At 41.6% G+C, this 21,361-nt stretch carries 21 protein-coding genes; 13 read left to right on the forward strand and 8 right to left on the reverse strand.

Annotation, left to right across the window (positions count from 1 at the left end; genetic code table 11):
* Positions 1 to 30: 30 nt before the first annotated feature.
* The 8 genes from hisIE to hisG all read right to left on the reverse strand — a co-directional run bounded on the left by hisIE (position 31) and on the right by hisG (position 7,116).
* Positions 31 to 621: a bifunctional phosphoribosyl-AMP cyclohydrolase/phosphoribosyl-ATP diphosphatase HisIE gene (gene hisIE / locus BFS30_RS14905; RefSeq protein ID WP_069380018.1), complete on the reverse strand. Its 591-nt coding sequence runs from the start codon at positions 619 to 621 to the stop codon at positions 31 to 33.
* Positions 618 to 1,373: an imidazole glycerol phosphate synthase subunit HisF gene (gene hisF / locus BFS30_RS14910; RefSeq protein WP_069380019.1), complete on the reverse strand. Its 756-nt coding sequence runs from the start codon at positions 1,371 to 1,373 to the stop codon at positions 618 to 620. The genes hisIE and hisF overlap by 4 nt, the downstream gene beginning before the upstream one ends.
* A gap of 4 nt (positions 1,374 to 1,377) precedes the next feature.
* Positions 1,378 to 2,127: a 1-(5-phosphoribosyl)-5-[(5-phosphoribosylamino)methylideneamino]imidazole-4-carboxamide isomerase gene (gene hisA / locus BFS30_RS14915; protein WP_069380020.1), complete on the reverse strand. Its 750-nt coding sequence runs from the start codon at positions 2,125 to 2,127 to the stop codon at positions 1,378 to 1,380.
* 1 nt (position 2,128) lies between these two features.
* A complete protein-coding gene (hisH, locus tag BFS30_RS14920; protein WP_069380021.1) occupies positions 2,129 to 2,722 on the reverse strand; it encodes an imidazole glycerol phosphate synthase subunit HisH in 594 nt (197 codons plus the stop codon).
* Positions 2,722 to 3,855 carry a bifunctional histidinol-phosphatase/imidazoleglycerol-phosphate dehydratase HisB gene (gene hisB / locus BFS30_RS14925; protein ID WP_069380022.1) on the reverse strand — a complete coding sequence of 378 codons (1,134 nt, stop codon included), beginning with the start codon at positions 3,853 to 3,855 and terminating at the stop codon, positions 2,722 to 2,724. Before hisB ends, hisH begins: the two co-directional genes overlap by 1 nt.
* Before the next feature lie 3 nt (positions 3,856 to 3,858).
* Complete coding sequence (hisC, locus tag BFS30_RS14930; RefSeq protein WP_069380023.1) at positions 3,859 to 4,905, reverse strand: histidinol-phosphate transaminase; 1,047 nt, start codon at positions 4,903 to 4,905, stop codon at positions 3,859 to 3,861.
* A gap of 1 nt (position 4,906) precedes the next feature.
* Complete coding sequence (gene hisD / locus BFS30_RS14935; RefSeq protein WP_069380024.1) at positions 4,907 to 6,193, reverse strand: histidinol dehydrogenase; 1,287 nt, start codon at positions 6,191 to 6,193, stop codon at positions 4,907 to 4,909.
* Positions 6,194 to 6,264: 71 nt separating this feature from the next.
* Positions 6,265 to 7,116 (reverse strand): ATP phosphoribosyltransferase, encoded by an 852-nt coding sequence (gene hisG / locus BFS30_RS14940; RefSeq protein ID WP_069380025.1) that lies wholly within the window; start codon positions 7,114 to 7,116, stop codon positions 6,265 to 6,267.
* 290 nt (positions 7,117 to 7,406) lie between these two features.
* On the opposite strand from hisG, the gene BFS30_RS14945 reads away from it, so the two are divergent.
* The 13 genes from BFS30_RS14945 to BFS30_RS15005 all read left to right on the forward strand — a co-directional run bounded on the left by BFS30_RS14945 (position 7,407) and on the right by BFS30_RS15005 (position 21,331).
* Positions 7,407 to 8,984, forward strand: a complete 1,578-nt coding sequence (locus BFS30_RS14945) for a L,D-transpeptidase family protein (protein WP_237028585.1) — start codon at positions 7,407 to 7,409, stop codon at positions 8,982 to 8,984.
* 21 nt (positions 8,985 to 9,005) lie between these two features.
* Positions 9,006 to 11,051, forward strand: coding sequence for a vWA domain-containing protein (locus tag BFS30_RS14950; RefSeq protein ID WP_069380026.1), 2,046 nt, complete (start codon positions 9,006 to 9,008; stop codon positions 11,049 to 11,051).
* On the forward strand, positions 11,048 to 12,310 hold the full coding sequence (locus tag BFS30_RS14955; protein ID WP_069380027.1) for a dihydroorotase: 1,263 nt from the start codon (positions 11,048 to 11,050) through the stop codon (positions 12,308 to 12,310). The genes BFS30_RS14950 and BFS30_RS14955 overlap by 4 nt, the downstream gene beginning before the upstream one ends.
* Positions 12,303 to 12,974 (forward strand): hypothetical protein, encoded by a 672-nt coding sequence (locus BFS30_RS14960; RefSeq protein ID WP_069380028.1) that lies wholly within the window; start codon positions 12,303 to 12,305, stop codon positions 12,972 to 12,974. Before BFS30_RS14955 ends, BFS30_RS14960 begins: the two co-directional genes overlap by 8 nt.
* 23 nt (positions 12,975 to 12,997) lie before the next feature.
* Positions 12,998 to 13,561 carry a DUF4199 domain-containing protein gene (locus tag BFS30_RS14965; RefSeq protein WP_069380029.1) on the forward strand — a complete coding sequence of 188 codons (564 nt, stop codon included), beginning with the start codon at positions 12,998 to 13,000 and terminating at the stop codon, positions 13,559 to 13,561.
* Positions 13,562 to 13,650: 89 nt separating this feature from the next.
* A complete protein-coding gene (locus tag BFS30_RS14970; protein ID WP_069380030.1) occupies positions 13,651 to 14,604 on the forward strand; it encodes a glycosyltransferase family 2 protein in 954 nt (317 codons plus the stop codon).
* Between the two features lie 3 nt (positions 14,605 to 14,607).
* A complete protein-coding gene (locus BFS30_RS14975; protein ID WP_069380031.1) occupies positions 14,608 to 15,576 on the forward strand; it encodes a glycosyltransferase in 969 nt (322 codons plus the stop codon).
* Positions 15,573 to 16,361 (forward strand): hypothetical protein, encoded by a 789-nt coding sequence (locus tag BFS30_RS14980; RefSeq protein ID WP_069380032.1) that lies wholly within the window; start codon positions 15,573 to 15,575, stop codon positions 16,359 to 16,361. Before BFS30_RS14975 ends, BFS30_RS14980 begins: the two co-directional genes overlap by 4 nt.
* Positions 16,362 to 16,370: 9 nt before the next feature.
* Positions 16,371 to 17,903, forward strand: coding sequence for a GH3 auxin-responsive promoter family protein (locus tag BFS30_RS14985; RefSeq protein ID WP_069380033.1), 1,533 nt, complete (start codon positions 16,371 to 16,373; stop codon positions 17,901 to 17,903).
* A complete protein-coding gene (locus BFS30_RS14990; protein ID WP_069380034.1) occupies positions 17,900 to 19,051 on the forward strand; it encodes a 1-deoxy-D-xylulose-5-phosphate reductoisomerase in 1,152 nt (383 codons plus the stop codon). The genes BFS30_RS14985 and BFS30_RS14990 overlap by 4 nt, the downstream gene beginning before the upstream one ends.
* 37 nt (positions 19,052 to 19,088) lie before the next feature.
* A complete protein-coding gene (gene rseP, locus BFS30_RS14995) occupies positions 19,089 to 20,423 on the forward strand; it encodes an RIP metalloprotease RseP (RefSeq protein WP_069380035.1) in 1,335 nt (444 codons plus the stop codon).
* Positions 20,424 to 20,427: 4 nt separating this feature from the next.
* Positions 20,428 to 20,964: a Fe-S protein assembly co-chaperone HscB gene (gene hscB / locus BFS30_RS15000; RefSeq protein WP_069382453.1), complete on the forward strand. Its 537-nt coding sequence runs from the start codon at positions 20,428 to 20,430 to the stop codon at positions 20,962 to 20,964.
* An 82-nt stretch (positions 20,965 to 21,046) separates the two neighbouring features.
* Positions 21,047 to 21,331 (forward strand): DUF3817 domain-containing protein, encoded by a 285-nt coding sequence (locus BFS30_RS15005; protein WP_069380036.1) that lies wholly within the window; start codon positions 21,047 to 21,049, stop codon positions 21,329 to 21,331.
* Positions 21,332 to 21,361 lie beyond the last annotated feature (30 nt).

Here is a 21,361-nt window from a genome sequence, read left to right on the forward strand (position 1 = left end):
ATTGATCGGGTGAGAGAGAAAAAAGACACCTTATTTAAGGTGTCTTTTTTCCAGGTTTTGTGCAATTTCAGTCAGGCTTTTTCCTTTTTCTTTCAGCAGAACCAAAAGGTGGAAAATAAGATCTGAACTCTCATTTACAAAATCTTCATCCGTTTCATTAAGCGCTGCAATTACAGTTTCTACGCCCTCTTCGCCTACTTTCTGGGCAATTTTGTTCAGGCCTTTCTGACGAAGCTTGTTGACATAAGATTCTTCAGAAGGGTTTTCGTAGCGGTCTGCAATGATGCTTTCCAGCTCAAAAAGGAAATTTTTGTTGTAATTGGTGTTAAAGCAACTTCTGCTGCCGGTATGACAGGTCGGACCTACCGGACTTGCTTTAATCAGGATGGTATCTCTGTCGCAATCAATATGGGTTTCTTTTACAAAAAGGAAGTTTCCACTTTCCTCTCCCTTAGTCCATAGCCGGTTTTTAGACCTTGAGAAAAAGGTTACTTTTCCTTCTGCAAGGGTTTTCGTCCATGCTTCCGCATTCATATAACCCAGCATTAAAACTTCCAGGGTTTGTTCATCCTGTATAATTACAGGCACTAACCCGTCCGTTTTTTCAAAATCTATATTCATAACCTTACAGGTATATTGTGGTATTTTAATTTTTGTTTCAGGTCAGGGATCGGGATTTCACCAAAATGAAATACCGACGCTGCAAGGGCAGCATCAACCCCTGTTTTCTCAAAGACTTCAATAAAGTGTTCTACTTTTCCGGCACCACCGGAGGCAATCACCGGAATATTGATCATTTGAGTGATTTTATCTAATAAACCAAGATCAAAACCTTGTTTTGTGCCATCATGGTCCATAGAGGTCAGCAGGATTTCTCCGGCACCCAGACTTTCAGCTTCAGAGATCCAGTCTTCTGTTTCCAGCTCTGTAATCAGTCTTCCACCATTCAGGTGTACCATATTGCGGCCTTCCACCAGCTTGGTATCTACTGCCACTACGACAAACTGTACTCCAAAGGCATTGGCCAGTTCTTCAATTAAAGCTGGTCTTTTTACCGCTGCGGAGTTGATGCTGATTTTATCTGCACCCGCATTCAGTAATGCTTCTGCATCCTGAACTGTGGTAATTCCACCGCCAATAGTGAAAGGAATGTTCAGCTGACGGGCAACAGATTTCACCATTTCAATCATTGTCTTACGGCGTTCATGTGTAGCTGTAATGTCCAGAAATACCAATTCATCCGCTCCCTGTTGTGCATATTGCCAGGCCAGTTCTACCGGATCTCCGGCATCTTTCAGGTCGATGAAGTTGACCCCTTTAACGGTTCTGCCATCCTTAACATCCAGACATGGAATGATACGTTTGCTCAGCATCGGATTAAAGAGAAGTCATTTGTTTCAGATTCCAGTCTTTGATCTCATCAATTGAGATTCTGTTTTCATAAATTGCTTTGCCAACTACAACAGAACGGATGTCTAATTTTGCCAGTTCTTCGATGTCTTCCATGGAGCTGATTCCGCCAGATGCGATTAGTTTGATGAAAGGAGAGTGCTCCAATAACTTCTTATAGAGGTCTACCGCTGCGCCGCCCAGCTTACCATCTTTATTGATGTCGGTGCAAAGGAACCTGAAGAAGCCCAACTGAAGGCATTTGTCCACATAATCCATTAGTTTGATTGGGGAGCTTTCCATCCATCCTGAATATTTGATTACCTCGTCCAGTACATCAATCGCAATGACGATTCTATTGGCATAATCATATTTTTTACCCACTTCTTTACTTAGCTCCGCAAGGAAATCGGGGTTAGTGATGGCCTGAGTACCCACAATTACACGGTGAATTCCGGCATCTAATAAATTGGTTACCTGTTCGATCGTCCTGATGCCACCTCCGTATTGTACGCGCATATCTGTTTTACTGATGATTTCAAAGAGCGCTTTCTGATTGCTGAAATCGCCTTTGGCACCATTTAAGTCAATAATATGTATGAACTCTGTACCATTAGAGCGGTAAGTTTCGATCATTTCGGCGATGGAAACATCATATTCAGTTTTCTGGTTATAGTCGCCTTCTCTTAAGCGGACCACTTTTCCATCTAAAATATCAATAGCAGGGATTATGTACATCTTACTGTTTTAAGTTTGAAAAATTCTTTAATAAATGCTCTCCGGCGATACCGGATTTCTCCGGGTGGAACTGTACGCCATAGAAATTATCTTTTTGTATGGCTGCAGAAAATGGCATTCCATAATTTGCAGTCGCAATATCAAAAGTAGGGTTATATTCAATAAAGTACGAATGCACAAAGTAAAATTGTGTCAGGTTTTCAACACCTTCAAACAACAAATTGTTTTTGTGATCAATATTATTCCAGCCCATATGCGGGATTTTAATCCCTTGATCCTTATTGAATAACCGTGTTTTTAAAGGAAAAACGCCGGTCATGGTTACATCCCCTTCTTCCGAATGTGCAGTCAGCAATTGCATTCCTACACAGATGCCGAGTACAGGTTTTTTCAGTGCCTTGATTGGCGCTACCAAACCTGTTTCCTCCAGTTTTTTCATGGCGGCACCAGCATGTCCAACACCAGGGATAATGATATGGGTATATTTATCCAGATCTGCTTCCGTGTTGACCATTCCGAAGGGAATGTGCTGTCTTTCCAAAGCCGAGGTCAGTGAAAAGATATTGCCTGCGCCATAGTTTACAATTCCAATCATTACAATACTCCTTTAGTGCTAGGTAAGACTAATTTCTCCGCATCGCGTTTAATCGCCATTTTGATCGCTTTTGCAAAAGCTTTAAATATGGCTTCAATTTTATGGTGTTCATTTTCGCCTTCAGCCTTAATATTCAGGTTTGATTTTGAAGCATCGCTGAAAGATTTGAAGAAGTGGAAAAACATTTCTGTAGGCATATCACCCACCATTTCGCGTTTAAAATCTGCATCCCAGACGATCCAGTTTCTTCCGCCAAAGTCAATTGCAGCCTGCGCCAGGCAGTCGTCCATTGGCAGGCAAAAACCATAACGTTCCAGGCCTAATTTATTGCCAATCGCTTTTGCAAAAGCTTCGCCAAGCGCAATGCCGGTATCTTCAATAGTGTGGTGTTCATCAATCTGCAGGTCGCCATTGGTTTTGATCTTCAGGTCAATGCTGCCATGACGTGCAATCTGATCCAGCATATGGTTGAAGAAATTCAGTCCGGTATCGATATCTGCTTTTCCGGTTCCATCCAGGTCAATATCAATGCTGATTTTAGTTTCATTGGTATTTCTTTCGTGGTGTACCGTTCTGGTTCCCGCTTTTAACATGGTATATATGTCTTCCCAGTTTTGGGTCCTTAGGGCAATCACTTCCGAAAGTGTTTCTATTTTGTCCAGCTTCTCGTTTGCACCAAGAGTCAGGTTGTTGGACAACCAGATTGCTTTTGCACCCAGGTTTTTTGCCAGAACCACATCATTGATCCGGTCTCCGATCACAAAAGAGTTTTTCAGGTCATATCCTTCTTCAAAAAAATGTTGCAATAAGCCGGTATTGGGCTTACGTGTAGGTGCATTCTCATGGGCAAAGGTTTTATCTATGATCACCTCGCTGAATACGACTCCTTCATTTTCAAAAGTTTTCATAATGAAGTTGTGTACCGGCCAGAAGTTCTGTTCAGGATGAGAATCCGTTCCCAGTCCATCCTGATTGGTTACCATAACCAGGTCAAAATCCAGCTCTTTCGCAATCTTTGAAAGGTAATAAAGTGAACGGGGATAGAACTCCAGCTTTTCAAAAGAATCAATCTGCTCATCAGCAGGTTCAATAATAAGCGTGCCGTCTCTGTCAATAAATAATACTTTCTTCATGGTTTAGGGATTAAGCGATTTTAAAGCGGCTAAGAGAATTTGATTTTCCTGGGTAGTTCCTATGGTAATCCTGAGACATCCTTCACAGAGCGACACCTTAGAGCGGTCTCTGACGATGATACCTTGTTCTACCAATGCATCATAAGTTTTCAACGCATCAATGACTTCAATTAGTATGAAATTGGCATCCGAAGGGTAAACTTTTTTTACCAATGACAGCGCCGCTAATTCCTGACTCAGGTTTTCTCTTTCTGCTACCGTCACCTTGATCCAGTCGTTCACCTGTCCGATGTTTTCCAGGGCTTTTAAAGCCAGGTCCTGAGTTGCCTGATTGATGTTGTACGGAGGTTTTACTTTATTCAGAATATCGATTACCGGACGGGCGGCAAAGGCCATTCCCAAACGGAGTGCAGCAAGTCCCCAGGCTTTTGAAAAAGTCTGTAAAATAACCAGGTTGGGATATTCTGTTAGTTCCGGGATAAAAGTCCTTTGTTTGGCGTAATTGATATAGGCTTCATCAATCACCACGAGTCCGTTGAAATTGGCCAGAACCGTTTCAATATCCGTGCGGATAATTGAATTTCCGGTCGGATTGTTCGGGGAGCAGATAAAGATCAGTTTGGTATGCTGATCGATCGCTTCCGCAATCTTTTCCAGGTCCAGCTGAAAGCTGGGCAGCAGGTTTACTTTGCGGACTTCCACATTATTGATATTGGCCGAAACCTCATACATGCCATAGGTTGGCGGAAGGATAATGACATTGTCTTTTCCGGGTTCGCAAAAAGCGCGGAACAGCAGGTCAATGGCTTCATCACTTCCGTTTCCAAGGAAAGTGTTTTCTATGGGTACACCTTTGATTTTGCTCAGTGCATCCTTAAGGTCCAGTTGTAATGGGTCAGGATACCTGTTGAAGTTTTGATCCAGTGGAGAACCATATCCGTTCTCATTTGCATCTAAAAATACACTTGCCTGTCCTTTATATTCATCTCTCGCAGTAGAGTAGGGGCGGAGATTTTTAATATTTTCCCTTTGTAAATTGTTGATATCCATCTTATGATTTTAAACGAATAGTGATTGCATTTTTGTGTGCCTGCAGACCTTCGGCTTCTGCCAGGACTTCTACAGTACGTCCTATATTAGTTAAACCCTGTTCTGTGATGTGCTGAAAGGTGATCTTTTTAAGAAAAGAATCCAGAGATACGCCCGAATAGGCCTTCGCAAATCCACTTGTTGGCAGGGTATGGTTGGTTCCGGAAGCGTAATCTCCTGCGCTTTCAGGCGTCAGGTTGCCGAGAAATACAGATCCTGCATTATAAATCAGGGGTATAAGTGGTTCAAAACCCGTGGTTGATAAAATCAGGTGTTCCGGAGCATAGGTATTGCTGAACAACATCCCTTGCTCCAGATTGTCTGCCAGTACCACATAAGAGTTGGCAATAGCTTTGGCAGCAATATCTTTTCTTGGAAGATCCTGTATTTGCAACTCAATCTGCTTCAGGATATTTTCTATAACATTAAGAGAGGTTGCCACTAAAATAGCCTGGCTATCCGTTCCGTGTTCTGCCTGAGCGAGCAGGTCTGAAGCCACATAAGCCGGGTTTGCGGTCTCATCTGCTAGTACTAAGACCTCTGAAGGACCTGCAGGCATATCAATTGCCGTCATGGTGGCCGACTGGATCAGCTGCTTCGCCTGCGTCACATAGCGGTTTCCGGGACCAAATATTTTATACACTTTAGGAACGCTTTCTGTACCGTAGGCCATCGCTGCTACCGCCTGAGCACCACCAACCAGATAGATCCGCTCTATCCCCAGTTTTAAAGCACAGTAGGCCAGGTAGCAATTGGTCTTTCCATCCTTTTGAGGAGGAGAGCAAACCACAATTTCTTTGCAGCCTGCTAAAACGGCTGGGATACCCAGCATCAGAAAGGTACTGGGCAGTACTGCAGTCCCACCTGGAATGTATAATCCTACCCGTTCTATCGCCCTTGATTCCCGCCAGCAGTTCACGCCAGGCATGGTCTCAATTCTGCTTTCCGAAACGGCCTGTGCCGCATGGAAGGTTCTGATATTGGAATACGCCGTGTCAATGGCTTCTTTCTCTGCTGCGGGTATGTCTGCAGCAATGCTTTCAATTTCTTCTTTACCCAGGTAAAGTTGCGTCAGGGTGACCTGGTCAAACTGTTGTGCATAATCCAGAAGGGCTGAATCACCTTCAGTTTTTACCCGTTCTACGATGTTCTTTACACGATCCTGGATGCTACTATCGTCTTCGAGCTGCCTTAAACAGATTTCTTCAATCTCCTGTTTAGATAAGTCTTTATAACTGTAGATTTTCAATGTGTTATGTTTTTAGTTTAACTTGTAGTTAATGCAGTTTTGTGTCTTTTTGTCAGGTAATCGCCTTGGTTTTAGGCAATTATTTTTTCAATTGGCATCACTACTATCCCCTGTGCACCTGCAGCTTTTAGGCTGTTGATCTTTTCCCAGAAGTCGTGCTCTGCAATAACAGAATGAACAGCAACCCAGTCCTCATCAAACAATGGAACTACCGTTGGGCTTTTTACTCCAGGTAATAAATCCACCACTTTTTTAAGGTTTACCTTAGCCACATTGAGCACTACATATTTGGTTTCTTTAGCGCGTAAAACAGAAAGTATTCTCTGTAATAATTCCTGAACTTCCGGCAGCAATTCAGAGCCTTTGCTTCCGATCAGTACTGCTTCAGATTTCATCACTTCCGAGAAAGGTTTGAGTCCATTGCTCTTTAATGTTCCACCGGTGGAAACGATATCGCAGATCGCATCGCTTAATCCTAAACCCGGACCAATTTCCACAGATCCTGAAATCGTTCTGATGTCTGCATTTACATGGTTCTCTTTAAGATACTTTTCCAGGATTACCGGATAAGATGTTGCAATCGCTTTTCCTTCCAGTTGTGCCACCTCAGTGATCCGGCTTTCATTAGGAATAGCAATCTTAAGGGTGCATTTTCCGAAACCTAATTTCTGAAGATAGGTCACTTCGGCGCCAGCCTCGACGATTACATTTTCGCCTACAATGCCGAGGTCTGCAATTCCATCCTGAACATATTCGGGAATATCATCATCTCTCAGAAAAAGAATCTCTAAAGGGAAATTGGTAACAGTGGATATAAGGGAGCTTTTGTAGTTTTCAAATGATAAACCACAATTTTTAAGAATCTCTACTGATTTTTCGTTTAGTCTACCCGATTTCTGGATAGCAATTTTAAGTGTTTTCAATTATGCTGTGTTGAAATTTGTTGATTATTGGACAAGAAGATAGTTCCGAAACAAGTTTTGAAGTACAAAACATTACATATACATCGCCGACAGGCGATGGTGCAAATGTAAGTGATGGTTCAAAATTTGATTCATAATTCTATTTAAGTCCTTAATCAACAATGACTAGCATGTTGAGGAAGTGCAAATATATAGATACAAATTACAAATCAAAATATATATGGCATTTTATTTGATTATATCGCTTCAATAAATATAATTAACATCTAGTTTTGCAAAAAAATACCATCTTGAAAAAAGCGTTACTCTTATTGATCCCCTTTTGTCTGCTGTTAAATGCCTGTTCCTGGTTCAAAGATACCCCAGAGGTCGGTTTGGTCCTTTCAGAGCACTTTGACAGAAAATTATATAAGGACTTTGATACTGCAGCCTATAATGTAGTGTTTAGGAAACACTACGACTCCTTAAAAGCTAAATTATCCAATCCCAATACCTTAAAAAGATTCTACGATGAGCACAACTATGAACCTCGTCTGGTTACCCAGTATTTTCCTGTTGGGGCCCTCGACACACTGGAAGCATACATTAGCAAAAGTGAAGATCATGGTTTTAATCCGGATAATTTTCGTCAGAAACAGCTGAGTACATCTTTAAAGGAGCTTTCTGAGAATAAATTCCAAAAGATAGAAGAAGTATATCCTGTGATTGCCGATCTGGAGCTCAATGCTGCAGAGGCACTCATCAAATACGACAATTACATGAATTACGGGGTGGTAAACCCACGTAAACTTTTTTCCAGGTATTATGTTCCCGTAAAACGTCCGGATAGCGCAAGCATGTTTGCTGCCCTGGGAACTAAAGACCTGGGAAAGTTATTGAAAGATGTCCAACCTTCTTCTAAACAGTATAAGGCACTCCAGCATAGGCTAAACATCTTAAAAGCTGACGGACTGGGAAAAAGTGACCAGGCAAAAACGATCATGGTCAATATGGAACGTTTGAGGTGGAAGTTACCCGAGATGGGAAAGGAATATGTGGAAGTAAATATCCCTGATTTTTCGCTTACCTGGTTTAGCGAAGAAGACACGGTAACCCATATGAAAGTGTGTGTAGGGGGGAAAAGAGAAGAAGGATATGCCGAGAAGATCGCCAGATATGCGAAAACAGGAAACCTGGACGATAAGCCTAAAAACCATGAGACGCCAATCCTTTACAGTAAATTGAACTCTATTCAGGTAAACCCGATCTGGAACATTCCGGTAAGCATCGCCAGAAATGAAATTTACTGGATGGCCCGCAGAGACCCTTATTATCTTTCCAATAGCAATATCAACGTATACCGCAATGGAAAACTCATTGGGGAGCCAGATACCATTCAATGGAGCAATTATTCGAGAGAAAAGCTGCCTTATCAGTTTAAGCAAGGTTCAGGAAACGGGAATGCCTTAGGTAAATTCAAGTTCATCTTTGACAACGGTTCCAGCATTTATCTGCACGATACCAATAATAAAAGTGGCTTTAACAAAGCCAATCGTGCCATTAGCCATGGTTGTGTACGGGTAGAAAAGCCGTTGGAATTTGCAGAGAACCTGGTGAAAGACAAATATCGTTACGATCAGCTCAGGATGGAGGTAAATCTTCCGCCATTGGATACCAACCGGATGAATGTTTACAGAAAGAAACTAGCTAAAAAAGCAGATACCGTAAATATATTTAAGTTGAGGCCAACCTGGTTTGGAACGAAAAAACCTGTTCCCTTGATTATCAACTATATCACAGCATGGTCAGAGAAGGGTAGCATCCAATTCAGACCGGATGTCTACGGTTTAGATGAAACTTTATGGCTGGCTATGAAAAAATTCATGTAAAAGTTCTACCTTTGGTTTTTAATGAATTTCCTATACCCAGGTTTTCTTTTTGCACTGCTGGCAATAGCCATTCCTATTGCAATTCACTTATTTAATTTCAGGAAATTCAAGAAAGTATATTTTAGTAATGTACAATTCTTAAAGGAAGCCAAAGAACAGAACTCCTCCAGGGAAAAGCTTAAACACTTACTTGTCCTCATCAGCAGGATCCTTGCGGTGATCTTTCTGGTCCTTGCTTTTGCCAGGCCTTTTATTCCTTTATCTTCCGCCGGAGATCCCGGCAGAAGAAACCTGATCAGCGTCTATATTGACAACTCTTATAGCATGGAGACGGTCAACAAAGAAGGAAACTTGCTCGATGAAGCCAAAAGAAAAGCCAAGGAGATTGCGGCAGCCTATCAGCTCAACGATCAGTTTCAGTTGCTCAGCAATGACTTTGACAGCAAACATCAGCGGGCAGTCAACAAAGAAGAGTTTATTCGGCTGCTGGACGAAATCAGGATTTCCCCTGCCAGCAGAAGTCTGCAGCAAGTGGTCAACAGGCTGCAACGTGAAAGTGGGGCCAACAGGAATCAGATCGCTTACCTATTGTCGGATTTCCAGCAAAGCTTTGTCGGCAGTCAGCCCATTCAGGCAGATAAAGACGTCCGGTATTCCTTCATTAAATTAAATGCAAACAGCCTTCCTAATATTTCGGTAGACAGTGTATGGAGCTTATCGCCCGTGCATCAACCCAATCAGGCGGAGCAGCTTGTTGTTCAGCTCCACAATTACGGAGAAGAAGATGCAACCGATATTCCCATTAAACTGACTATCAATCAACAACAAAAAGCCATTAGTAATACTAAAGTTCCTGCTGGCAAATCTGTGAAAGACACGCTATCCTTTAGTGGATTGCAAAAAGGATGGCAAAAAGGAGTACTGAAAATAAAAGACTTTCCACTCACCTTTGACGATGAGCTCAACTTCAGCTTCCAGGTAAATACCGAGATGAAAGTATTGAACATCAGCGGAGACCCTTCGCAGAAGTTTATTAAATCCCTGTTTGCTGCCGATCCTTATTTTAAGCTCAGTGAAATGCCAGAGGCGAATATCAAATATTCCAGTTTTCCTGAATATAGCCTTATTGTACTCAGTGGCTTAAAGCAACCTTCATCCGGACTTGCACAACAATTGAAAAGCTATGTGCAAAACGGAGGATCCATAGTGATCTTTCCTGATCTGGATGCCAATGGTGCGATATATACGCCATTTTTAACTGCCTTATCTCTGCCTGCAGTAAAACAACTCAATTCCGGACCAGCTATTGCGAGTAGTATCGAACTCAAAGACCCCATCTTTAAAGATGTGTTTGATCAGGTTCCTGCCAATATGGATCTTCCCGTTGTAAACCGTTATTTCAGTTATCTGGAACGGAACGCGGGAGGGAAACAGGGGATTCTCCAATTGCCATTGGGTCAGTTTCTTTTTGCCAGGTATGCATCCGGAGCGGGAAAAATGTACCTGGCAGCCAGCTCGCTCGATCCTAAAGATGGCAACCTGTCCAGACATCCGGTATTTGTACCTATGATGCTTAAAATTGCTTTTTCAAGTGCCAAAGAACTGCCTTTATACTATACTTCAGGACAGAGCGATCTGCTGGAGCATGAAAAGATCTCTTTAGGTGCCAATCAATCTTTAACCTTAAAATCAAATGGGGTAGAGGTCATTCCTGAAGTCAGACAAATGCCTGGGAAAACCCTTTTATACGTAGCCGATCAGATTCGTAAACCTGGTTTCTACGACCTGAAGAAAGCCGATTCCGTATTAGCCGTGGTTGCCTTCAACGATAACAGAAGAGAGTCTGATATGCATTATGCCACAGACCAAAACCTGAGCAGCTTATTTGGCAAACAGAAGATCGCTCTATATAATTCTCAGAAAGATGCCATGTCTTTAAATATTCAGGCAAAAAATAACAGCGTAGAGTTATGGAAACTTTGCCTAATTTTGGCTGTTGTTTTTTTAGCCATTGAAATACTATTGATCCGATTTTTTAATAAAACAAAAAACACACAAACACCATGAATCTTCTCATCACTGGCGTAACTATTGCCGACCCAAACAGCCAGTTCAATCAAAAAACTTGTGATGTACGTGTAGAACAGGGCAAGATTACTGCTATTGGGAATAACCTGAAGCCTGCAAATCAGGAAGAAGTTTTTGATGGAACCGGTGCAATTTTATCCCCCGGATTCTTTGACCTGAACTGCTCCATCGGAGATCCGGGATTCGAAACCAAAGAAGATATAGAAACGGCGACCAAAGCGGCAATGTCAGGAGGTTTTACCGGATTGGCTGTTCTGCCACACACCAAACCCGTGGTTCATTCCAAAGGAGAGGTGGCCTATATCCTCAACAAAGCAAAAGGAAATCTGGTACAAGTATTACCAATAGGTGCGGTAAGTCATGATCTGGAAGGTAAAGAACTGGCAGAAATGTACGATATGAAACAATCTGGTGCGATAGCCTTCTCTGATGGCAGCAAGCCGATTACAGATGATGGTTTCATGAGCCGTGCCCTGCAATATGTTAAAGGCTTTAATGGACTGATGATGGTTCATCCGGAAAATAAATCCATTGCCGGCAAATCACAGATCAATGAAAGCAAAACCAGTGTACTCTTAGGAATGAAAGGTGTGCCTGCCTTAGCCGAAGAAATGCACATCAGCAGAGATATTTTCCTTGCTACTTACCATGATGCTCCGCTACACATCAGCAACATTACTACTGCCGGATCGGTAGCGTTGATTAAAAAGGCAAAAAAAGACGGAGTAAAGATCAGCTGTGATGTCGCTGCACATTATCTGGTATTTACCGAAGAGTTGTTAAACGATTTCGACAGCAATTACAAAGTGAAACCTCCATTGCGTGGAAAGTCCGATATCAAAGCCTTATTGAATGGCTTAAAAGACGGAACCATTGATGCGGTATGTTCACAACACCGTCCGCAGGAGATTGAATTTAAAGCTGTAGAATTTGAGATTGCGTCGTATGGAATCATTGCCCTGCAAACAGTTTTACCATTGTTGATCAAAGCCGGACTTGATGCCGGTCAGATTGCAGAAAAGCTGTCTGTCAATCCCCGCAAACTATTAAACCTTCCGGTGCCTGTGATCGAAGAGAATGCTGAAGCAAACTTCACTGTTTATCATCCGGCAAAGGAATGGGAATACAATACCACAAATAATCAGTCAAAATCGGCAAATTCGCCACTTTTGAATAAAAAATTAACCGGTAAAGTTCAACTGGTATATAATAACAAACAATTACAAGCATATGGATAATCATGTAAGAACAGCGCTGATTGCGTCGTTAGATAAATTTGCTGCGGTATCTGGAAAGGATTCCATCAAATTAGAAGAAGGGTTGATCGAAGTATTTAGTAAGGATCTTGGCTTCCTGGAAAAAGTAGCGGAATTCGACGAAGTGTTTAACGAATATCCTGTTTTTGAGGAGTTAAGAGAAGTTTTCTTTGACCTGCTGATGATCAATTTCTTCGCCAGTGACGTGAAGAAGCTGGAAGAAGATTACCTGGAATCAGATGAGTGGGCAGATATTGAAGAGGAGACCATTGAAAGAGGTACCGAGCTTTTAAATCTGTTGTTGTACATCAATGAATGCCATGATGAGCGCATTAAACCAGAGCTGGGCGACTTCCTGAAAGAATTCTTGCTGGTAGAAGAAGATGAATTTCAAGACGAATTTCATATCTACGAAGACCTCATCAGCAACCAGAACCTGGTAGAGAGCAGTATCGAAGATATCTGTAGTCATGTTGGAATGATTGAAATAGGCGAAGAAATGGAAGACTTATTTATTCCTTTTATGGCCTTCTTCCATCAGCCAAAAGAAAATGAACAAGTATTGAAAGACTTACAGGAGTTTAGCCCAAATAAATCGTTTGATGTTGCAGTTTATTCGTTAATTGCTAATTTTAACAAAAACTAAACTATTCATCAATTCAAAAGAACATGAAAGAAACAGCGACTCTTAACCAATTATCTGCTAAAAATGGTGTCATCATTGCAATTGTGATTGTGGTGCTTTCCCTGGTTATCCATTTTATCAATCCGATGATGCCTTATACCAATTTCTGGGTGCAGATTGGAATATTCGTGCTTTGCATTAGTTTGCTGGTGTATTCTGGCAAGTCTATCCGGACTGAGTTAGGCGGATACTGGAGCTTTGGTGATGCATTTAAATCATTTCTGATCATTGCCCTTATCCTTACAGCGGCGACTACACTTTATAACATTCTGTTAATGACAGTGATTGACCCGGGACTTCCAGCTAAAGCTGCGGCAGCAATGGAAGAAAGTCAGCGGAGTATGATGGGTAAAATGGGAATGTCTGATGAACAGATCGATGAGGCATTGGCAAAAGCGGGAAGTATGGAAGAGAAGCTAAAGATTACGCCTAAAAATATCATCACCAGCTTTGGCGTAGGTCTGGCAATTTATAGTGTAATTGCATTGATCCTTGCTGCCATTCTTAAAAAGAATCCTCCGCTTTTTAAATCAGGAGTTGAAGAGTAATTCTAAAACAATTAATATTGCAACGTGCAGTTTTATCATTTTATTTGATGAAATTTGCACGTTGCTTTTTTTTAGCACGTTATTAAGTCATGGATATTTCTATTGTAGTTCCTTTATATAATGAAGACGAGTCTCTTCCTGAGTTAACATCCTGGATTGCCAAAGTAATGGCTGAAAACAATTTCTCTTATGAAATCCTGTTTGTTGATGATGGAAGTACGGATTCTTCCTGGTCAGTAATTGAGGATTTGAAAACTCAGTTTGATGCCGTAAAAGGTATTAAGTTCAGAAGAAACTACGGTAAATCTGCTGCACTGAATGTTGCTTTTGAAGCTGCGCAGGGCGATGTGGTGATTACGATGGACGCGGATTTACAGGACAGTCCGGACGAGATCCCGGAATTGTTTCGCAGGATCAAAGAGGAAAAACTGGACATCATCTCCGGATGGAAAAAGAAACGCTACGACCCGATTACCAAGACCATTCCTACAAAATTATTTAATGCTGCCACCAGAAAGATGTCGGGCATAAAACTGAACGATTTCAACTGCGGACTAAAAGCCTACCGTCATGATGTGGTGAAAACGATTGAAGTGTACGGAGAGATGCACCGTTATATTCCGGTGATTGCAAAATGGGCAGGATTCAAAAAAATCGGAGAACAGGTAGTAGAGCACAGGGCCAGAAAATACGGAGTGACCAAATTTGGCCTCAGTCGTTTTGTCAATGGCTTCCTGGATTTATTGTCGATCTTTTTCGTTGGTAAGTTTGGTAAAAGGCCGATGCACTTCTTTGGTTCATTGGGTGTATTCAGCTTTCTGCTTGGAACTTTCATGGCTTTATGGCTGATTGGAGAGAAACTCTACCACATTGCCATGCTGATCCCTTATAAAAGGGATGTGACCGAGCAGCCTTTATTTTATATCTCATTGGTCGCCATTATACTCGGCTCTCAGCTTTTTCTTACCGGATTTGTGGCAGAGTTGGTTACCCGTAATGCGCCTGAAAGAAATGCTTATCTGATAGAAAAGGAGATCACTTAATTCATGTTTTTTTCTATAATTATACCACTTTATAACCGACCTCAGGAGATTAATGAATTGCTAAGCACGCTTACCCGTCAAACCTATACGCAGTTTGAAGTACTGGTGATTGAAGATGGTTCTAGCCATGATGCAAAAGCGATTGTTCAGAAATATGAGGATTCACTGGATGTAAAATACTTCTTCAAACCCAATGCGGGGCAGGGCTTTGCCAGGAACTATGGTTTTGAGCGGGCTACTGGAGATTACTTTGTGATCTTTGATTCTGACTGTCTGATTCCGGAAGACTACCTGGAAATTGTAAAGAATTATCTGTTTGAACACAAACTGGACGCTTATGGCGGACCAGATGCGGCGCACGAAACCTTTACCCCCGTACAAAAAGCCATCAGCTACGCCATGACTTCCCCGTTTACTACAGGTGGTATCAGAGGCAATAAAAAGCACATCGGACAATTCCATCCCCGGAGCTTCAACATGGGGGTATCCCGCGAAGTATATGAAAAAGCGGGTGGATTTATTCTGACCCGTTTGGGAGAAGATATCGAATACAGCATCAGGATTCATGAAAGCGGATTTAAGATCGGTTTAATTCCTGCGGCTAAAGTTTTTCATAAAAGACGAACAAGTTTTAGTCAGTTTTACAAACAACTACACTTTTTTGGAAGAGCAAGGATCAATATTTACAAACATTTTCCTTCCGAGTTGAAATTAGTACATTTTTTTCCGGCAGCTTTTACTTGTTTTGTACTCTTTAGTGTATTAATGAACATCATTTGGCCACCTTTGGCTTATATCTGTAATTTTATATTATTGGTATACTTTGTGATGATCTTTTTTCATTCCTGGCAGGTCAATAAGACGGTAAAGGTTGCATTTTTTAGTATAATTGCATCGTTTATTCAACTAACCGCTTATGGGTTAGGGTTTATGCAGGATTTTTTTAAGCGTGTAGTATTTAAACAACAATGATAAATTTTTTAAAGGAGAGTACATTTACAGTTAATGAGGTGATTGTTAAAGCATGGGCAGTGACCAGAAGGAATTACTTTTCTATCGCTACATTATGCTTTCTGATGTTCATTACTTCCAACGCTTCAGGCCTCATGGCATTTTTCCTGAAAGACGTGAATAAAGGACTAAGTGTTTTAATGGCACTGGTATTCATCATGTTCTATTTCACGATTAATCTTTCCCTGTTCCGCTACATCTTCCATTTACTGGACGATGAGGAGCATGATGTGAGCATTGTGAGTACCATTCCTACCAAGAAACAGATTATTAAATTCCTGATTGGCATGTTGTATTTCATCCTTTGTATTGCAGGGGTGTATACCGTGGTGATCCTGGTTGCCTTTCCGTTTATTTATACGGGGATCAGAATGGAGATCATTACCAATATTGCCATTTCTATCGGAATCATTGCCATGCTGATTACGTGGGTAAGGATTTCTTTTTATCCTTTCTTTATTCTGGATAAGAACCTGGCGCCTTTTGCTTCCATTAAATATAGTCTGGCTACTACACGTGGAAACTTTACCAAAATCCTCTTGTTGTTATTGGTATTGGGTAGTTTTTACCTGTTGTGTATGTTTTTTGGTTACATTAAATGGCCGATCATCGCCTTTCTTTTAAATATCCTGAGTTCCTTTATCATTGTTCCTTTATCCAGTGTTGCCCTGACCATTGCTTATCGCAAAATGGTGAGTGAGTACAAAGGAGAGGGAGAACCGGACATTTTACACAATATAGTTTAATACTCGTTTATGGGATTAAAAGCGGCATTAAGTAAACCGTTTGCTGCTCTTGTTGTAAAGGGCATCAATAAATGGAAAAAAAATGCAGTCAGTGCACAGCATAACATCCTGACACAGCTCATTGACTCCGCAAAAGATACTGCTTTCGGTAAAGACCATAATTTCGGAAACATCCGCAATTATGAAGACTTCAAGAAGAATGTACCCATCAGGGATTATGAAGGACTGAGGACTTATATCGACCGGGTGGTGGCTGGTGAAACGGATGTGATGTGGAAGGGTAAACCAGAATATTTTGCCAAGACTTCAGGTACCACGTCCGGCGTAAAATATATTCCCATCTCCAGGGAATCTATGCCAGAGCACATCAAAGCGGCCAGAAATGCATTATTGACTTATATCCATGAAACAGGGAAGGTGAAGTTCATCAATGGAAAGATGATCTTTTTACAGGGAAGCCCGGTGATGCATAAAAAGAATGGCATCAATGTAGGCCGCTTATCCGGTATTGTTGCCCACCTGGTCCCTAAATATTTACAGAAAAACCGTCTTCCTTCTTATGAAACCAATTGTATTGAAGACTGGGAAGAGAAAGTAGACGCAATTGTTGCGGAAACTTTTCATCAGAATATGACGCTGATCTCCGGAATTCCACCATGGGTGCAAATGTACTTTGATAAACTTGCAGCGCAATCCGGAGGAAAAAAAATCAAAGAGATCTTCCCTGAATTTAGTCTCTTTGTATATGGTGGCGTAAATTATGAACCTTACCGTGCGAAAATTGAAGAGAGTATCGGGAAGAAGATCGACGCTATTGAAACTTATCCGGCTTCGGAAGGCTTTATTGCCTATCAGGACAGTCAGCAGGACAAGAGTTTATTGCTCCTGGCCAAAGCAGGTATGTTTTACGAGTTTATTCCGGCAGACGAGTATTATAATGATGATCCAACACGGCTAAGTCTGGGAGAAGTAGAACTGGAAACGAATTATGCCTTAATCCTGAACACCAATGCAGGGTTATGGGGATATAGTATTGGTGATACCATTAAGTTTGTTTCCAAAAATCCTTATAAGATTATGGTAACCGGCAGGATCAAGCATTTCATTTCTGCTTTTGGAGAGCATGTGATCGGAGAGGAAGTAGAACATGCGATTTTATCCGTTGCCAATGAAGAGGGGGTAGGTATTACAGAATTTACTGTAGCCCCGCAAGTGAGTACCCCACAAGGGGAGTTGCCTTACCATGAGTGGTTTGTGGAATTCTCTGCTGCGCCCAAAGACCTGCAGGCCTTTAGTAAAAAGGTAGATCAGGCTTTGCAAAAGAAGAATATTTACTATTTTGACCTCATTGAAGGAAAAATACTGCAGCCTTTAATCATCCGTTCCCTTCAAAAAGACGCATTTGTGAACTATATGAGAGGACAAGGTAAGCTGGGTGGACAAAATAAAGTTCCCCGTTTATCAAATGATAGGAAGATTGCAGATGATTTAAGTAGTTTTACAATTCGTCATGAAGGCGAACAACAGGGAGAATCTAATTGAAAAATATAGCCATATTAGGCGCTACGGGTTCTGTAGGAACCCAGGCCTTAGCTGTAGTCCAGGCAAATCCGGGATTATACAAGGTATTAGTGCTGACCGCTCAATCGAATGCCACTTTATTAATCAGTCAGGCTTTAACGTTCCTGCCGGATGTGGTGGTGATCGGTGATGAAAATCAATATCAGGAAGTAAAAGCTGCTTTGTCAGGGACAGCGATCCGTGTATTGGCCGGAGAAGAGGCTTTATGTGAAGCCGCTTCCTTAGACCAGGTAGAGCTGGTTCTTACCGCAATTGTAGGTGCAGTAGGCCTTAGGCCTACTATTGCTGCTATTGAAGCCGGAAAAGACATTGCCCTTGCCAATAAAGAAACACTGGTCGTAGCTGGTGATCTGATTACACGTCTGGCAAAAAAACACAACGTAAATATCATTCCTGTAGATTCAGAGCATTCTGCAATTTTCCAATGCCTGGTAGGTGAAGGAAATGAGTCTGTAGAAAAGGTTTACCTGACTGCATCAGGAGGCCCTTTCAGGGGCAAGGACCGGGAATTTCTAGCCAATGTAACCAAAGCTCAGGCCTTGAAACATCCCAATTGGGTGATGGGAGCGAAAATCACTATTGATTCTGCATCCTTAATGAACAAAGGGCTGGAAGTGATTGAAGCGAAATGGCTGTTTGACCTGGAAGCAGATCAGATTGATGTGATTGTACATCCCCAATCGATTATCCACTCCATCGCACAATTTAAAGACGGTTCAATGAAAGCCCAAATGGGCGTACCTGATATGAGGCTGCCGATTCATTATGCTTTGGCCTATCCTCATAGAATAAGCACAGACTTTACACGTTTTAACTTTCTGGACTATCCGGAACTGAGCTTCTATAAAGCGGATAATGATACCTTTAGAAATCTGGACCTGGCCTATAGTGCGTTGAGAAAGGGCGGAAACATGCCTTGTATCATCAACGCAGCTAATGAGGTCGTAGTTAATGCCTTTTTACAGGACCAGATTGGCTTTTTACAAATGAGTGACGTGATTGAGCAATGTATGCAGGAAATAGGGTTTATCGAGCAACCAGGCCTGAATAATTATTTAGAAACGGATCAGCATACCCGTATATTTGCCAACCAATTAGTAACAAAATAGAATTTAACGAATCAAAATAAAAACATTAAAATAAGATATGAGCGGATTGATTATGGCGGCCCAGTTGCTTCTGGGGTTATCGATACTGGTAATTTTACACGAATTAGGACATTTTCTGGCGGCGCGTGCCTTTGGAATTAAAGTAGAGAAGTTTTACTTATTTTTTGATGCCTGGGGTGTCAAATTGTTTAGCTTCAAACGTGGTGATTGTGAATATGGAATAGGATGGCTGCCATTGGGTGGCTATGTGAAAATTGCAGGGATGATCGATGAGTCTATGGACACTGAGCAGATGAAACAGCCAGCACAGCCCTGGGAATTCCGGTCTAAACCAGCATGGCAACGTTTAATCGTGATGCTGGGCGGGGTATTCGTCAATATTGTTGTAGGTATTTTCATCTTCTGGATGATGACTTTCAAATATGGAGAAACCTATATTCCAAACAGCTCTGTAATGAATGGAATCAATCCTGGGGAAATCGGTAAAGAGATTGGTCTGCAAAGAGGGGATAAGGTGATCGCAGTAAACGGTAAAAAGGTGATCCGTTTTGAAGAACTGATCAGCTCTAAAGTTTTACTGGGCAATACCACACTGACGCTTATCCGTAATGGAAAAACATTAGATGTTAAAGTTCCTGATAATATCCTGAACAAGGTTTCTGATCTTGGCATTGAAGAGTTTATCAGCAGGGCGCCGCTATTGAGTACCACAGTAGACAGTGTGGTAGCGGGAAGAGCTGCGGCTAAAGCAGGTCTTTTAAAAGGAGATAAGATCCTTGCGGTTAATAATGTGCCTGTTAAATCAAACGTGGACCTCAGGGAAGAAGTTGAAAAATATAAAGGAAAAACAGCAGATTTTAAAGTGAACCGTTCCGGAAAAACACTGGATTATAAAATCCCTGTAGATACCGCTGGTACCATTGGTTTTGCATTTAACGTGAATGAGATTAAACAGGAAACGATTAAGTATGGTTTCTTTGCTGCATTGCCTATCGGTGCAGAGCAGGCCTGGAAAACATTCAGTGATAACGGTAAAGGAATCTGGAAAGTACTAACCGGAAAGATCAAAGCAAACAAGGCATTTTCCGGCCCTGTGGAGATCGCACGTAAAGTTTACGGCGGTGAGTGGATCTGGGCAAGGTTCTGGGCTTCTACAGGCTTTATTTCAATTGCACTGGCATTTATGAACTTGCTTCCTATCCCCGCTTTAGATGGTGGGCACGTGATTTTCCTGCTGATCGAGATGGTGAAAGGAAAACCACTTAGTGATAAGTTCCTGGAACGCGCTCAGATCGTAGGTTTTGTGATGCTACTGGCGTTGATGGTATTTGTGTTGGGGAATGACCTCTTCAAGGTCTTCTTCAAAGCTTAAGAAGATGACAGATTATTTTGAATTTTACGGTTTACCGGTAAGCTTCAATCCTGATGCTGGCTTAGTGAAAAAGAAGTTCTATGAGCTGAGTAAAAAGTATCATCCTGATTTTTATATCAATGAAAGTGAGGAGAAGCAGGAAGAAGTATTGGAACTGAGTACCGTAAATAATAAAGCGTACCAGGTTTTGAGTGATCCGCAAAAGAGACTGCATTATATCCTGGAGTTGAAAGGGTTGTTGACAGAAGGGGAGAACTATAAGCTTCCCCAGGGTTTCCTGATGGAAATGATGGATGTGAACGAAAGTCTGATGGACCTGCAGTTTGATCCTGATGCAGAACGTTTAGCTGCATTGAAGGTTGAGGTGGATGGAATAGAAAAAGAATTAAGCGGCAAAATAGGCGCACTGACGGCTTCATTTGAATCAGAGGATGTAGAAGGCCAGACTCGTCTGCTGACTGCTATAAAGGATTTATATTACCGAAATAAGTACTTATACCGGATCCGGGAAAGTATTCAGAAAGCCGAATCGGCAATTTAGGTGTTATCACATTGTAAAAAAGCCGGTTTGGGCTTTTTTACAATGTTTGTTTGAGGTACTTTTGCGCTTCAAACCCATTTATATGACTACACTATCCATTTTTAGAAAAGTTGCTGTTGCTGAAGGGATCTCGTATCTCTTGTTGTTATTTGTAGCAATGCCATTGAAGTATTGGGCAGGAATGCCTTTGTTTGTGAAATATACTGGCTGGGCGCATGGTTTACTGTTTGTTCTGTATATTGTGATCCTGATCATGGCATGGCAGGAATATAAATGGAAGTTTAGCAAGACGGCTATGATTGGAGCGGCTTCACTACTGCCTTTTGCACCGTTTATTGTCGATAAAAAGCTGAAAGAAGAAAATTAAAAATATTTGTTGGTAATTAGGATTGTGTTT

Source organism: Pedobacter steynii (assembly GCF_001721645.1).
GTDB classification, from domain to species: domain Bacteria; phylum Bacteroidota; class Bacteroidia; order Sphingobacteriales; family Sphingobacteriaceae; genus Pedobacter; species Pedobacter steynii_A.

Coding starts and splice junctions, on each gene's coding strand:
- hisIE (WP_069380018.1), bottom strand. CDS start 621: ATGAATATAGATTTTGAAAAAACGGACGGGTTAGTGCCTGTAATTATA.
- hisF (WP_069380019.1), bottom strand. CDS start 1,373: ATGCTGAGCAAACGTATCATTCCATGTCTGGATGTTAAGGATGGCAGA.
- hisA (WP_069380020.1), bottom strand. CDS start 2,127: ATGTACATAATCCCTGCTATTGATATTTTAGATGGAAAAGTGGTCCGC.
- hisH (WP_069380021.1), bottom strand. CDS start 2,722: ATGATTGGAATTGTAAACTATGGCGCAGGCAATATCTTTTCACTGACC.
- hisB (WP_069380022.1), bottom strand. CDS start 3,855: ATGAAGAAAGTATTATTTATTGACAGAGACGGCACGCTTATTATTGAA.
- hisC (WP_069380023.1), bottom strand. CDS start 4,905: ATGGATATCAACAATTTACAAAGGGAAAATATTAAAAATCTCCGCCCC.
- BFS30_RS14950 (WP_069380026.1), top strand. CDS start 9,006: ATGAATTTCCTATACCCAGGTTTTCTTTTTGCACTGCTGGCAATAGCC.
- BFS30_RS14955 (WP_069380027.1), top strand. CDS start 11,048: ATGAATCTTCTCATCACTGGCGTAACTATTGCCGACCCAAACAGCCAG.
- BFS30_RS14960 (WP_069380028.1), top strand. CDS start 12,303: ATGGATAATCATGTAAGAACAGCGCTGATTGCGTCGTTAGATAAATTT.
- BFS30_RS14965 (WP_069380029.1), top strand. CDS start 12,998: ATGAAAGAAACAGCGACTCTTAACCAATTATCTGCTAAAAATGGTGTC.
- BFS30_RS14970 (WP_069380030.1), top strand. CDS start 13,651: ATGGATATTTCTATTGTAGTTCCTTTATATAATGAAGACGAGTCTCTT.
- BFS30_RS14975 (WP_069380031.1), top strand. CDS start 14,608: ATGTTTTTTTCTATAATTATACCACTTTATAACCGACCTCAGGAGATT.
- BFS30_RS14980 (WP_069380032.1), top strand. CDS start 15,573: ATGATAAATTTTTTAAAGGAGAGTACATTTACAGTTAATGAGGTGATT.
- BFS30_RS14985 (WP_069380033.1), top strand. CDS start 16,371: ATGGGATTAAAAGCGGCATTAAGTAAACCGTTTGCTGCTCTTGTTGTA.
- rseP (WP_069380035.1), top strand. CDS start 19,089: ATGAGCGGATTGATTATGGCGGCCCAGTTGCTTCTGGGGTTATCGATA.
- hscB (WP_069382453.1), top strand. CDS start 20,428: ATGACAGATTATTTTGAATTTTACGGTTTACCGGTAAGCTTCAATCCT.
- BFS30_RS15005 (WP_069380036.1), top strand. CDS start 21,047: ATGACTACACTATCCATTTTTAGAAAAGTTGCTGTTGCTGAAGGGATC.